General features: G+C 65.7%; 12 protein-coding genes. 7 read left to right on the forward strand and 5 right to left on the reverse strand.

Annotation, left to right across the window (positions count from 1 at the left end):
• Nucleotides 1–78 precede the first annotated feature (78 nt).
• The 5 genes from BM197_RS03915 to BM197_RS03935 all read left to right on the forward strand — a co-directional run bounded on the left by BM197_RS03915 (nucleotide 79) and on the right by BM197_RS03935 (nucleotide 5,933).
• The gene (locus tag BM197_RS03915) at nucleotides 79–1,692 is read left to right on the forward strand and encodes a S1C family serine protease (protein ID WP_090709037.1); all 1,614 of its coding nucleotides are present in this window, start codon (nucleotides 79–81) and stop codon (nucleotides 1,690–1,692) included.
• Nucleotides 1,693–1,821: 129 nt separating this feature from the next.
• Entirely contained in the window at nucleotides 1,822–2,910 is a 1,089-nt protein-coding gene (locus tag BM197_RS03920; protein WP_245762375.1) for a glycosyltransferase family 2 protein, read from the forward strand.
• Nucleotides 2,891–3,706: a CDP-alcohol phosphatidyltransferase family protein gene (locus BM197_RS03925; protein WP_090709039.1), complete on the forward strand. Its 816-nt coding sequence runs from the start codon at nucleotides 2,891–2,893 to the stop codon at nucleotides 3,704–3,706. Before BM197_RS03920 ends, BM197_RS03925 begins: the two co-directional genes overlap by 20 nt.
• On the forward strand, nucleotides 3,699–4,574 hold the full coding sequence (locus BM197_RS03930; protein WP_090709657.1) for a glycosyltransferase family 2 protein: 876 nt from the start codon (nucleotides 3,699–3,701) through the stop codon (nucleotides 4,572–4,574). The genes BM197_RS03925 and BM197_RS03930 overlap by 8 nt, the downstream gene beginning before the upstream one ends.
• An 18-nt stretch (nucleotides 4,575–4,592) precedes the next feature.
• Nucleotides 4,593–5,933 (forward strand): CDP-glycerol glycerophosphotransferase family protein, encoded by a 1,341-nt coding sequence (locus BM197_RS03935; protein WP_143094985.1) that lies wholly within the window; start codon nucleotides 4,593–4,595, stop codon nucleotides 5,931–5,933.
• 10 nt (nucleotides 5,934–5,943) lie between these two features.
• Here the strand turns inward: BM197_RS03935 and BM197_RS03940 are convergent, their stop codons facing one another.
• The 5 genes from BM197_RS03940 to BM197_RS16425 all read right to left on the reverse strand — a co-directional run bounded on the left by BM197_RS03940 (nucleotide 5,944) and on the right by BM197_RS16425 (nucleotide 10,340).
• Nucleotides 5,944–6,774, reverse strand: a complete 831-nt coding sequence (locus tag BM197_RS03940) for a hypothetical protein (RefSeq protein WP_090709041.1) — start codon at nucleotides 6,772–6,774, stop codon at nucleotides 5,944–5,946.
• A 93-nt stretch (nucleotides 6,775–6,867) separates the two neighbouring features.
• Nucleotides 6,868–7,605 (reverse strand): ABC transporter ATP-binding protein, encoded by a 738-nt coding sequence (locus tag BM197_RS03945; RefSeq protein WP_090709043.1) that lies wholly within the window; start codon nucleotides 7,603–7,605, stop codon nucleotides 6,868–6,870.
• Nucleotides 7,605–8,420: an ABC transporter permease gene (locus BM197_RS03950; RefSeq protein WP_425435687.1), complete on the reverse strand. Its 816-nt coding sequence runs from the start codon at nucleotides 8,418–8,420 to the stop codon at nucleotides 7,605–7,607. Before BM197_RS03950 ends, BM197_RS03945 begins: the two co-directional genes overlap by 1 nt.
• A 62-nt stretch (nucleotides 8,421–8,482) precedes the next feature.
• The gene (locus tag BM197_RS03955; RefSeq protein ID WP_090709047.1) at nucleotides 8,483–9,175 is read right to left on the reverse strand and encodes a phosphocholine cytidylyltransferase family protein; all 693 of its coding nucleotides are present in this window, start codon (nucleotides 9,173–9,175) and stop codon (nucleotides 8,483–8,485) included.
• 361 nt (nucleotides 9,176–9,536) lie between these two features.
• The gene (locus BM197_RS16425) at nucleotides 9,537–10,340 is read right to left on the reverse strand and encodes a hypothetical protein (protein WP_218151813.1); all 804 of its coding nucleotides are present in this window, start codon (nucleotides 10,338–10,340) and stop codon (nucleotides 9,537–9,539) included.
• Nucleotides 10,341–11,031: 691 nt separating this feature from the next.
• On the opposite strand from BM197_RS16425, the gene BM197_RS16815 reads away from it, so the two are divergent.
• Nucleotides 11,032–11,823, forward strand: a complete 792-nt coding sequence (locus BM197_RS16815) for an ABC transporter ATP-binding protein (protein ID WP_425435688.1) — start codon at nucleotides 11,032–11,034, stop codon at nucleotides 11,821–11,823.
• Nucleotides 11,799–13,370, forward strand: a complete 1,572-nt coding sequence (locus tag BM197_RS03970; RefSeq protein WP_177216713.1) for a hypothetical protein — start codon at nucleotides 11,799–11,801, stop codon at nucleotides 13,368–13,370. The genes BM197_RS16815 and BM197_RS03970 overlap by 25 nt, the downstream gene beginning before the upstream one ends.
• Nucleotides 13,371–13,390 lie beyond the last annotated feature (20 nt).

The following is a 13,390-nucleotide window of genomic DNA, read 5'->3' on the forward strand; positions in this document are numbered from 1 at the left end:
AGTTCGCTCACAGAATGCGCGTAGTGAACGTACAGCTTGACCGTGGAAGCTGGCTGTGCTTGGAAGGAGCATCATCACATGAACGACCACCCTCAGGACTCGAACGACGCTCGGGATCCACACGACGCCGCTGGAGCACAACCCACTGCTGATGCGGCTTCCAACTCCCGGACGACCCCGGACGCCAACGGAAACGTTCCGCCGGCGCCGACATACTTCCCCGAGTACACGCCGCCCGGCTACGGCGACACGGCAGCGACGGATGCCTACCCTCAGGCTCCTGGGGCTGCATTTGGCGTCGGGTCGAACCAGCACACGACCGACCAGCCGACCAACCCGACCCGATACCCGACTGAGCCTTATCCGGCGATCGTTGGAACCCACCAGCAGTTTCCCGGGCAGCACTACCCGGGTGGCACCCAGAACACCCACCCATACGGCGCCTCATTCGGCGCACCAGCGAACACGGCAACAGGTACGCCAGGCAAGGCAAAGCGCCGCTCGACCGTCGGGTTGCTGGTAGCAGGTCTTGCCATCGGCGCCCTCGTCGGCGGGGCAACCGGGGCAGGCACAGCCGCCCTGCTCATCGACAACGATGGGACGACCCTGAGCACGGGTGCCACTGGGTCCCAGAACATCACCGTCAACGACACGTCGGATGTAACGCGCGCCACCGCGATTGCTGCCACCGCGTCACCGAGTGTCGTCACGCTCTCCGTGCAGAGCGCGGACAGCGGAGGAAGCGGTTCGGGAATCGTCCTCAGCGAGGACGGATACGTCCTGACCAACAACCACGTCGTCACGCTCGACGGGAAGCTCTCTGACCCGCAGATCCAGGTCACCGACAACGACGGCAAGCTGTACTCCGCCACGGTCGTCGGCACCGACCCGGTGTACGACCTCGCTGTGGTCAAACTCGAGGGCGCAAGCGGGATGAAGCCGATGGAGTTCGCGAACTCCGACAAGTTGAACGTGGGCGACGTCGCCGTCGCCATCGGAGCTCCACTCGGGCTCGCCGGCACGGTAACAGACGGCATTGTCAGCGCGCTGAACCGCAGCATCACCGTTGCCTCCTCCGCCGTCCCAGACCAGACGACCGAAGAAGACGGTTCCGACACCCCGTACGACGTGTGGGGATTCAACCTGCCGGGCCAGGAGCAAACCGCGCCCCAGACCCAGTCGGTGATTTCCCTCGCCGTGATCCAGACGGATGCCGCCATCAACCCCGGTAACTCCGGAGGTGCCCTCGTCGACAGCGACGGCAAACTGATCGGAGTCAACGTTGCGATCGCGAGCGCTGGCAGCTCCCAGGCGTCGGACCAGAGCGGCAACATCGGTGTCGGATTCGCCATCACGGCCAACATCGCCAAGCGAGTCGCTGACGAGATCATCAAGAATGGATCAGCGAGCCACGGCTTGCTCGGTGCCAGTGTCGGAGACGCAGCGAGCGCCGCTGACAGCGAAGTGGTCGGCGCGTTGATCAGCGACGTCAGCCCCGGCGGCGCTGCGGCCAACGCCGGACTCGCCAAAGGCGACATCGTCACCCGCTTCGAAGGGCACCCGGTCACCGGGGCAACCGACCTCACGGCGCAGGTCCGCGGGCTTGCCGCCGGCGCCAAAGCCGAGGTCGCCTACGTCCGGGGCGGCGAAACGAAGACCGTCGAGGTCACGCTGGGCGAGCTCGTTCTCTGACAGCCGCACAGAAAGTAACTCCACGAAAACGCCTGCGAGCTTCTGCTCGCAGGCGTTTTCGTCGCGGCAAATCAACGCCGCGTGAGACCCACTGATAGGCTCAACCGACCAATTCATCGAGTGGAGACCATGGCCGAGAGCACATCGACTGGCGCAAGCGCCGAACTCGTCGGAGTCTCCTATGTCATGCCGGTTCTCAATGACGTCACCCACGTCCGGGCGGCTGTGGACAGCCTGCTCAGCCAGGACTATGCGGGCCCGTTCGAAGTCGCCATCGCGGTTGGCCCCTCCATCGACGGCACCAACGAACTCGTCGACGAACTCTCGCGGGCAGACGCGCGCATCCGCGTGCTGCCGAATCCCGTCGGCTCGACACCCGCTGGCCTGAACATCGCCATCTCGGCTACTCGTTACCCCGTGGTCATCCGGGTGGACGCGCACTCCGTCCTGCCTACAAACTATGCACGCATCGCCGTGGAGACGATCGAGCAGACCGGTGCAGACAACGTCGGCGGGATCATGGATGCCCAGGGCAACACGCCGTTCGAGCGAGCGGTCGCGCGTGCGTACGGCAGTCGGGTGGGTCTCGGCGGTACCCCTCATCACGTCGGCGGCGCCGCCGGGCCGGCCGACACCGTCTACCTGGGCGTCTTTCGGCGGGAGCCGCTCGAAAGCGTCGGCATGTTCGACGAACGGATCAAACGCGGGCAGGACTGGGAACTCAACAGGCGGATCCGCGCGGCCGGCGGCATTGTCTGGTTCACCCCGGAGCTGAAGGTGACCTACCGGCCCCGGCCGAGCCTGACCGCATTGGCTCGCCAGTTCTTCTCCACAGGAATGTGGCGCGGTGAATTGACCCGCCGGTTCCCGAGCGCGAACACCCTTAGGTACTTCGCGCCGCCCGTGATGGTGCTCGGCGTCGGGCTCGGCGTGGTCCTCGGCCTCGTTGGCCTGGTGCAGGCCGCCGCCGGGATGACGACCCCCCTGCTCCTGGGCTGGCTCGTGCCCGTGCTGTATCTGCTCCTCGTCGTGTTGGCGGCCGTTGTCGTCGCCCGCCGGGACGGCATCCGTTCACAGCTCTGGTTTCTCATAGTGTTGCCCTGTATCCATTTCTGCTGGGGAGTGGGCTTCGTCCTCGGCTTCCTGGCGCTGGCGAGCAACATCTCAGCGCTGAAAAACGAGAGAACCGGAGGCGCGAGTGTCGGACGCGTCGATTGAACACCCGATCAAACCGCGCTCGATCGCGGAACTGAAAGCGATTGCCCAGCCACCCGAGGTGCGCGGACGCCGCAACGCTGAGCACTGGACGGCATCGCTGTACCTGCGCGATATCTCGCCGTACCTGACCTGGTTGCTGCTTCGCACACCCATCTCAGCGAACGGTGTCACCGGTTTGATGATCCTCACCGGCTGGTCGATCGCCGGTGCCCTGCTCATCCCCGGAATCTGGGGTGCCCTGCTCGGCCTTCTCCTCGGCCAGCTGCAGATGCTCGTCGATTGCTGCGACGGTGAAGTGGCCAGGTGGCGACGGACGTCCTCGCCGGCCGGTGCGTTCCTCGATGCTGTCGGCCACTACTCGACGGAGTCGCTCATTCCGCTCGCGCTCGCCATCCGCGCGGCCGGGTATCCGTTCGACGCACCCGCCGACTATCTGTACACGACTCTCGGCGCCCTCCTCGCGCTCGTCATCGTCCTCAACAAGGCGCTCAACGACATGGTGCGGGTCGCTCGGGCCAACTACGGCGCGCCGAAGCTGACCTACACCGAGGGCGAGTCCGCTCCACGCGGAGGCCTGCTCGCCGCGGCACGGCGCGTGGCGAAATTCCTGCCGTTCCACCGCATCTTCCACTCGGTCGAACTGACGATGGTGATCTTCGCTGCGTCGCTCGTCGGACTGGTCGTCGGTGAGCTCGCCGCCATGCGCGGCGTGCTCGTCCTTCTTCTCATCCTCGGTGTGATCACCCTGTTCGGTCACTTCGTGGCCATCATGTCGTCAAAGCGTGTCCGTGCCTGAGCCGACCCCCCACGTCGGCGTCGTCGTCCTCACCCAGGGGACACGCCCCGACGACCTGGACCGCGGCATCCGGAGCGTGCTGGCCCAGACGGGTGTAGATATGGACATCGTCGTCGTCGGTAACGGCTGGCGGCCTGAGGGATTACCGGACGGAGTGCGCGGCCTCGCGCTGCCCGAGAACGTCGGTATCCCTGCCGGTCGCAACCGCGGCGCCGACCAGGTCGGGGGCGAGTACATCTTCTTTCTCGACGACGATGCTTTTCTTCCGGATGCCGGATTCCTGTCGTCCTGCATCGCTCTCGTCACCACCGATCCGGGCATCGGCCTGGTGCAGCCCCGGTTGACCGACCCGACCGGGCAACCGGCACCGCGCCGGTGGATTCCCCGCATCCGCAAGGGGGACGCTCGTCACCCAGGGAATGTCTTCTCCTGCCTCGAAGCCGCCGTGTTCCTGCCGCGGCGGGTGTTCGACGCGACCGGCGGCTGGGCGTCGCCGTTCTTCTACGCGCATGAGGGCATCGAGCTGGCCTGGCGCGTCTGGGACCAGGGCAAACGCGCCTGGTACGCCGGCGACCTCGAGGCGCACCATCCCGCCGTCACCCAGACCCGGCACTCGGAGTACTACCGCCTGAACGCGAGGAACCGGGTGTGGCTGGCACGGCGCAACCTTCCCCTGCCGCTGGTTCCGCTGTACGTCGGCGCGTGGACCGGCGTTCATATCCTGCGCTGGTGGCGGCAGAGGGCGGCGCTGCAGGCTTGGTTCGGCGGGTGGCGCGAAGGCTGGCGCACGAACCCGGGCCAGCGGCGCCCGATTCGATGGTCGACCGTCTGGCGGATGACCCGCGCTGGCCGACCGCCGGTGATCTAGTTGGTTAAGCTGGTACCCATGGGTATTTTGAGGGACGCACGAAAAGCAGTGAAAATCGGGCGAGACCTCCTGGCGAATCGACGCGCACGCGCAGCGCTCTCGCTCCGGCTCGCGCAACTGCCTCCGTTGGAGGCCAACAAGTACAAGATCGCCGTCTACTTCGCCGACGGTGAGGTCAACATGTACCAGATCCGGCAGTGGTACAAGCCGCTCCAGGTGCTCGGCCAAACGTGGCCGGTCGTCGTTCTCAGCCGCGGCGCCACTGCGGCCACCCGGCTGTTCGAAGAGTCACCGTTGCCTGTCGCGTATGTGCGTACCGTGGTAGCCCTCGAACGCACCCTGGCCGAGCAGGACATCCGCATCGTCTTCTACGTCAACCAGAACACCAAGAATTTTCAGATGTTCCGGTACGGCCAGCGCTGGCACGTTTTCATCAACCACGGTGAGAGCGACAAGATGTACATGACGACGAACCAGTTCAAGGCATACGACTACAGTTTCGTCGCCGGGGACGCCGCCATCGCCCGCCTCGAGAAGGTCCTGTGGGACTACGACTTCGACAAAAGGGCGATTCGGATCGGCCGACCGCAGGCCGACCACTACTCGGGGACGCTCCCGTACACACCTGACGATCGCACCGTTGTGCTCTACGCGCCGACCTGGGAAGGCGACCGTCGGGCCGCCGCATACGGTTCGATCGCCACCCATGGCGTTGTTCTCGTCCGCGCGCTGCTCGCCACCGGAAACCACCGCGTGATCTACCGTCCTCATCCCCGCAGCGGCGTCGTCGACCACGCCCACGCGGCGGCGAACCGCGAGATCATCGGGATGCTCGCCTCCGCGAACTCTGCTGACCCCGCCGCCCACCATGTGTACGACACAGGCCCGGAGCTGGGCTGGCAGCTGTCGGCTGCGGATGTCGCCATCGTGGATATCTCCGCGATGGTCTATGACCGCCTCGCGAGCGGCAAACCACTCCTGGTCACCCGTCCCGCGGACCCCGAAGCCCTTGTCGACACCAATGGGTACCTTTCCGCGTGTGAGTGGCTGCCTGCCGCCGAGGCGTCCTCGATCGTTGCCGTCGTCGACCGCGTGCTGCACGATCCGGAGACCGTCGGACGGCTGGACTTCTGGGTGCGACACTATTTCGGCGATCCGACGCCCGGCTCGGCGACCCAGCGGTTCCACGACGCCGTCGAGCAGCTGATGGGGGAGTGGGAGCGGTACGCCGCCCTCCACTCAGGCGACGAACCCACGCAACTCACCACAGCGACCGCCGCCACCGCGGTCCCGGTTCGTTCCGGAAGTGCGGTTGACGACCCGACCCAGTCGCACGAGACCGGCGAGGACGACGACTGACGCCAGTTGGTTACGCGTCGTCCTTGTTGTGACGTCGCGGCTTCCGGGTGAGTGGTAGCCGTTCGCGCAGCTGGCGGATCGTCGGGCGCGGGGCGCGCTCAGCCGGTTCGAGTTCGAGGGGGAGCCACAGCGGAGCCGGACCGAATGCGTTCCGGGCGGCGGTGACGACCTGGCGACCGGCGAAGTTGTTGCCGGCACCGCCGATCGCCGCGCCGATCCCGAACGGAATGGCCTTGCCAATGAGCGACGAGCCCTGGTTGACGACGAAAAACTTCAGGAACCGGCGCTTGAGAGCATCGGCAACCGGCCCCATCATCGCCTGGGGAACGTTCCGTGTGACCGTCTCACCCCAGAACGCGGAGCGGGGCGGGCCGCCTCCGAAGGCCTGACCGGTGAACTGCTTTACGAGGTCCGTGCCGGCCTTGCCGAGCATGAGCGTCATCACCAGGGCCCGAGCGCGCACCGGGTCGTCCACGGTGATTCCGTGGACTTCGGCGACCGACTGGGCGAACAACGCGGTCGTCTCAAGGAACCCCACCGTTTCAGCGCCGGCGAGTGTGAGCGTCAATGCGGTTCCCACGCCCGGCACCATCGCGGTCACGCCGACCGCTGCACCACCGGTCGTTATTGCTGTCAGGTAACGTCTCTCGAGGATGCGAACAAGCTGCGCCGGGGTCGCGTTCGGGTGGGAACGCCTCAGGGCGCGGATGTGGGCGACGACGACCGGCCGTTGCACTGAGAGGGCCCTGTCGATCCCGCGCATCCAGGCCGGAGACGGCTCCGGAGCGATTTCGGGCGTCGCGGCGTCCAGAATCCGAACTTGTTCGCTTGATGTGGTCATGAAATCCCCCTGCGACGGATTGGGTGGTACCGAAGCAGTCTAGGTTTTCGTGCTGGGAAGACGCAGGGCAGGCGCGAGGGTTCCCTTACGGGCTCAGCGGTGGTATTCGGCGTTGTAACGGTCGAGGACGTCGGCGATGGGCCCGTCCAGCTGCAGCTTCCCCTTGTCGAGGTAGAGTCCACGCGTGCAGAAACGGCGCAGGTCCTTTTCATTGTGGGAGACGAAGAAGAGAGTGCGCCCTCCGGCAAGCATCTCTTCGATGCGGCGGTAACACTTCTCCTTGAAGCCGCGGTCGCCGACGGCGAGTACCTCGTCGACGAGAATGATCGGTTCGTCGAGCATCGAGATCACCGAGAACGCGATCCGCACCTTCATTCCGCTGGAGAGGTGCTTGTATGGCGTGTCGATGAAATCGCCGATCTCGGCGAAGTCGATGATCTCATCGAAGCGGTCTTCGATTTCGTGCCGGGTCATCCCGTGTAGGCCGGCAGTCAGGTAGACGTTGTCACGCACGGTGAGGTCGTTGACGAATCCACCGGTGATCTCGATGAGCGGTGCGACGCCTCCGTTGACCTCCACCCGGCCTTCGTCGGGGAGGACCACACCGGCGACAAGCTTGAGGAGGGTCGACTTTCCCTGGCCGTTGCGACCGACCACTCCGATCGCCTCGCCGGCCTGTACGTCAAACGACACGTTGCGGAACGCCCAGAACTCGCCCGGGCGCGAACGCCGGTCGCGGTTCGAGAACAGGTCCTTGAAGTTGCGTCGACCGCCGCGGTTGCGCCGGAAACGGATGCCGACGTTGTCGACTCGGATGACTGGCGTGGCCATCACAGTTCCTTCAGCACGGTGCGCTCAGACCGTTTGAAGACCCAGAGGCCAACGGCAAGGAAGAGCAGTGACATGCCGGCGGACACGACGATGGCGAACACCTCAAGTTGTTGGGGGAAGAATGCAGCCCGGTACAGCGAGAAGATACCTGCGAGCGGATTGAACGCGGCAAGAGTCTGAATCTCTTCGGGGAGGTCGCTGAGGCCGTACACGATGGGCGATGCGTAGAACAGGAAGCGCAGGATGAGCTTCACAGCTCGCTCGAGGTCGCGGAAGAAGACAACGAGCGGGGCGACGATCAGGCTGATGCCCACCGTCAGGACACTCTGGATGAGGATGGCTAGCGGGAAGAAGACCACCTCCCAGTGCAGGGGAGCGCCGTACCAGATGGCGAACAGCGCGAGAACGGGGAGGGCGGCGAGAAACTCGATGCCCTTGGAGAGGACAAGCCGGTTGACCCAGATCGTGCGCGGGATCGACGTGGAACGCACGAGCTTCGCCTCGCGGATGAAGGCGCGGGTGCTGTCAGACACAGCGCCGTTGAACCACATCCACGGCAGAAGCCCGATGAGTAGGAAGACGATGTAGGGCTGTTCTCCGACCCGGCCGCCGCGATCGAACACCACGGCGAAAACGAACCAGTAAATACCCGCCATCACGAGCGGATCGAGGATCGACCATACGTAGCCCAGCGCACTCGTTGAATACCGCACACGCAAATCACGCTTGGTCAGAAGCCAGAGGGCGTGGCGGTAGCGAGTGAGGTATGAGCGCTGCGGCGGTCGTACGTCGGCGGGTGAACTCACAGCCACCAACTTAGCGGCAAACAAAGACCGGCACGGTCAGGGACGCGTGCCGGTCGACGTTTTGGCGACTATCAGACGAAAAGGTTGGCCCGCTCGAGATCTTCGGCGAAATCCACCTCAACGGCGTAAAGGTCGGAGATGTCGACGGGCTCGACGAGCATCCGGTCCTGTTCGATCGCAAGCTCAATGCCGCGCTCGAAGTAGTCCTGGTCGTCGACACGGGCGAGCTGGCGGAGCAGGTTGGCCTTGTCGTCGCGTGAGACGTAGTTGATGCCAACGGCCTCGCCCAGTCCACCCTTGACGGTCTTCGACAGTTCCTGGATGTAGCCCTCGGCGCTCGTCGTGTACTTGACTTCTTCGTCGGAGACCTTCGACGTGTTGACGGTGACGAAGGACTGGTCACGAGCCATCATGGCTGCCGCGCGGTCGAGAACGGCCGGGTCGAAGACGACGTCACCGTTCATCCAGAGCACGCCACCCGGCTGCGAAGCGTTGAGTGCACGCATGAGGCTCTTCGACGTGTTGGTCTGGTCGTACTGCTCGTTGTAGACGAAGGACGCTTCGGGGAAGGCCTCGATGATGTGGTCGAGCTTGTAGCCGACAACAATCGTCACCTTGACGTTCTTGCCGAACGCATGGTGGATGTTGTCGAACTGCTGCTGCATGATGGTGCGGCCGTCAGCCAGCTCGGTGAGCGGCTTCGGAAGTGAGCGGCCAAGTCGGCTGCCCATGCCGGCTGCGAGTATTACTACCTGGGTCGTCACGGAATTCTCCTCAAGATGGTTAAGGCTATCCGGTCGCCGGAATTGGCGATGTTTGTGTGGAATTTACCTGTACGTCGATGAAATGACACCCCGTTATGCCATCGACCACGTTAGCCCGACACCCCCACTGGGGACACGAGCCGGGCCGGTTATGTTGCGCGATCGTAATAAGGCGCTGGGTGTATTGACAGGTTCGCGGGCTGCGGTCGGGCCCCCGCCTCGAATAGGTCGTACTCAGTTGGTAGGTTGGAGCAGTGACACTCGAGCCCGATTCCCCCCAGGACGCGCCCGACCGGAGAATGCAGGACGCATTACCCGTCGGGCAGTCGATGGACGCCTCCGCACCGTCGACCGACTCGGGTCAGGAGGACGCTCCGACACCCGCCTCGCCACCGGCGACCAAGCCGGCCACACGGAAACCGGCTTCGCCGAGGTCTGGCTCAGCAAAGTCGGCGACGCCCAAGTCGTCGAGTGCCCGGTCTGCGACGGCGAAGTCCCCCAAGGCGACGGCGCCTTCGTCGGTGACAGCTGGGTCCGCGACAGCCAAGCCAGCCACCTCAAGAGCCGCAACTCCGAAAGCTGGCGCGCCGAGGACCACAACTCCCAAGGCTGCCGCGCCCAAGACCGCGACTCCGAAGGCCGCGCCAGCGAAGCCCACCACTCCCAAGTCCACGACTCCGAAGACGGCTGCTCCAGCGTCCACGACCCCGAAGGCCGCTGCTCCCAAGGCTGTGCCAACTAAGTCCACGGCGGCTAAGGCGGCGACTCCGAAGGCCGCCACACCAAAAGCCGCAGCTCCAAAGTCCCCGGCCAAACCGCGCACCCCGGCGAAGCCGCGTACGCCACGAGCGACCCCGATGCCGAGCGTGAGTGCGGCACCGCAGGGGCTCGCGACGCCTGACGAGGTCCCTGACAGCGACGAGGTTTCTGCGCCCGCTGTGGCAGAGGCCGCGGTCGCACAACTGCTGGCCGTGTTCGCGGACGTGGCGCCCCAGGCCGACGATGTGCGGAACGCGGCTGAACCTCTCGATGGCAGCTCACCGACTGCCGCGAGCCCGGAGAGCGCGTTGCCAGCCGAGTCGCCGTCGGCTGCGCGCTCAACCGGCCGGCCAGCGCCTCGCAAGGCTTCAGCGAAGCGCACCCCGACGAAAAGGCCGGCGCTCACGCTAGCCTCCAACGTGTCTGGAGACTTCGCGATCACTGCTCCGCCAGGCGTCTCGAACGCCCCAGCCGTCCACAGCGAAAGCACACCGGCGCCCGCCGATGCCACCCCGGTCGAGGGCGAGCCGACGGCGGCTGCTTCCAACGCCAACGTGCCGCCCCTGCCGTCGCTGAGCCCTGAAGACGCCGCGCTCAAGTTCGAGACGATGCCTGAGGCGCCTGAACAGCGCTCCGTGGTCGAGGGACAGGAAGAGGTGCGCTTCGTGTGGTCACGACGCTGGCCCTTTCTCACCATCGTGCCGGCGTCGCAGGTGGCAGCTCCATCGGCCACGAGGCTGCCGGATTCCGTTCCCGCGGCTCCCGAGGACGCCGCCGACATCTCTTTGCCGGACGTGACGGCATCCGAGCCCACCGAGCAGGTTGCGGAGCCTGACGTGCGAGGTGAAGCACCGATACCTGAGATCGAACCTCCCGCTGTCGCTCTTGCGGCCGAGCCGGTGTTCGTCGAACCCGCCGTGGCCGAGCCCGTAGTCGTCGAACCCGCCGTGGCCGAGCCCGTGTTCCTGGAACCCGCTGCGGTCGAGCCTGCGACAGTTAACACGCCCGACGCCGAGGCTGAGGAAGAACCAGACGTCACAGCCGCAACCGATCTCCTCGACGAGATCGCAGCGGGGAACGCCGCCGCGGTCGACCCAATTGTGAGCCAGAGAATCGATCCGTCGACATCGCCTGTCGTGCTCCGCATCACCGGGCTCTCCCGCCGGTTTGGCGACACCATCGCCGTGAACGGCATCGACCTCGATGTGCACGAGGGATCCTTCTACGGCATCGTCGGACCGAACGGGGCCGGCAAGACGACGACCCTCTCGATGGTGACCGGGTTGCTTCGGCCAGACACCGGCAGCATCACCGTCCACGGCGTCGATGTGTGGAAAGAGCCGGGCGTCGCGAAGCGATCTATCGGCGTGCTGCCCGACCGCCTGCGCCTGTTCGACCGTCTGACCGGAGCCCAGCTCCTCTACTACTCCGGGGTTCTTCGGGGCCTCGACGGCGCCACCGTGCGCGCCCGCACGAAGGATCTGGCGAGGGCGTTCGGCCTCGAGGACGCCCTCAACCGTCTCGTCACCGACTATTCGGCTGGCATGACCAAGAAGGTCGCCCTGGCGGCCGCCATGATTCACTCACCGCGCCTTCTCGTGCTGGACGAGCCGTTCGAGTCGGTTGACCCCGTCTCCGCGGCCAACGTCATCGAGATCTTGCAGAGGTACGTGGCGCACGGCGGCACGGTCGTGCTGTCCAGCCACGGCATGGACCTCATCCAGAGGGTCTGCGACCACGTCGCGATCATCGTCCACGGCAAGGTTCTCGCCGCCGGCGCCGTCGAAGAGGTGCGGGGGAGCGGGACGCTCGAGGAACGATTCGTTGAACTTGCCGGCGGTCGTAAGGCCGCAGAAGGAATGGAATGGTTGCACAGCTTCTCGGACTAAGGCTGCAGCTGCTGGCCAACGGATTCCGGCGAAGTGCGTGGCAGCTTCTCGGCATCGTATTCCTCACCGTCGTCGGCGTCGGCCTGATTCTGCTGGTCGGCAACGGGCTCATCGCCCTTCAGTCAGCCGCGGACGAATTCGCTCGAAACCTGCTGGTCCTGGCCGGCTCGTTCGTCGTTCTCGGCTATGTGCTGCTTCCGCTGGTGCTCGGAGTGGACGACGACATGGACCCGCGACGGTTCGCGCTCGTCGGTTTCCCCGCCCGTCGGCTGTCGATCGGCCTTCTCCTCGCGGCGCTGGTCAGCGTGCCGTCACTCGTCATCGGAATTCTCAGCGCATTGACCGTGGTGACCTGGTGGCGGGGTCCGCTTCCTGCCGTTCTCGCGGTGCTCTCGGCTGTCATCGCCGTCGCGACGTGTGTTCTCGCCGCGCGGGTCACCACGGCGCTGGCCTCCCTGCTTCTCGCGACGCGCCGGTCCCGTGAACTCACCGGTGTGATCGGCACCCTCGTCCTGGTGCTCCTGGCGCCGGCGGTCATCCTCCTGTCGAGCGTCGACTGGACGCGCGACGGACTCGCCGTACTCGGCGACGCGGCCGACGTCGTGAGCTGGACCCCGTTCGGCGCCGTCTGGTCCGTTCCCGGCGACGCGGCAATGGGCGACGTGGGTAGTGCGCTCCTCAAACTGGTCATCGCCGCGGCCACCGCAGCCCTGGTCTGGCTCGTCTGGGATCGCCTCGTCGCGCACATGCTCGTCACCCCCGAACGCGAGCAGCCCGTCAAAACCTACGGCGGCATGGGCTGGTTCGACGTGATGCCCGCGCGACCCGCAGCCATCATCGCGGCCCGCAGCATCAGCTATTGGGGCAGGGACCCGCGATACCTCGTGTCGATCCTGATCATCCCCGTCGTGCCGCTCATCATGATCCTCCCGTTCCTCATCATCGGCGTGCCGATGCAGACGCTAGCGCTTCTTCCCCTGCCGGTGATGGCGCTGTTCCTCGGCTGGTCGCTGCACAACGACCTCGCCTTCGACTCGACAGCGATCTGGCTGCATGTGGTTTCAGGAGTGAAGGGCTACGCCGACCGGATGGGGCGGATGTTCCCGGTGCTGCTCATCGGCATCCCGTTGATCATCATCGGGTCGATGATCAGCATCCTCTTCCACGGCGACTGGGCTGTGCTGCCTGCCATGCTCGGGGTGTCGAGTGCGCTCTTCCTCGGTGGGGTCGGGCTCTCGAGCTACCTCTCCGCACGGCTGCCCTACCCGGCAGCGCTTCCGGGTGACAGCCCGTTCCAGCAGCCGCAAGCGTCAGGGACGCTCGGCGGGTTCGCCCAGTCGTTGGGCCTCGCCGGTTCGCTCCTCGTCGCCGCGCCGGCGTTGTACTTCGCCTGGCTCGGCCTCACCGACGATCCCTCGTGGCACCTGACCGCGCTCGTCGCGGGGCTCGGCGCCGGCGTGATCGCGCTCGTGCTCGGCGTGTGGGGCGGCGGCAGGGTCTTCGACCACCGTGGCCCCGAGATCATGGAATTCGCCCTCAGCCACTGACTCCTTACGACCCGGTTCCG

The sequence above is a fragment of the Mycetocola miduiensis genome, from assembly GCF_900115155.1.
Lineage (GTDB): Bacteria > Actinomycetota > Actinomycetes > Actinomycetales > Microbacteriaceae > Mycetocola_A > Mycetocola_A miduiensis.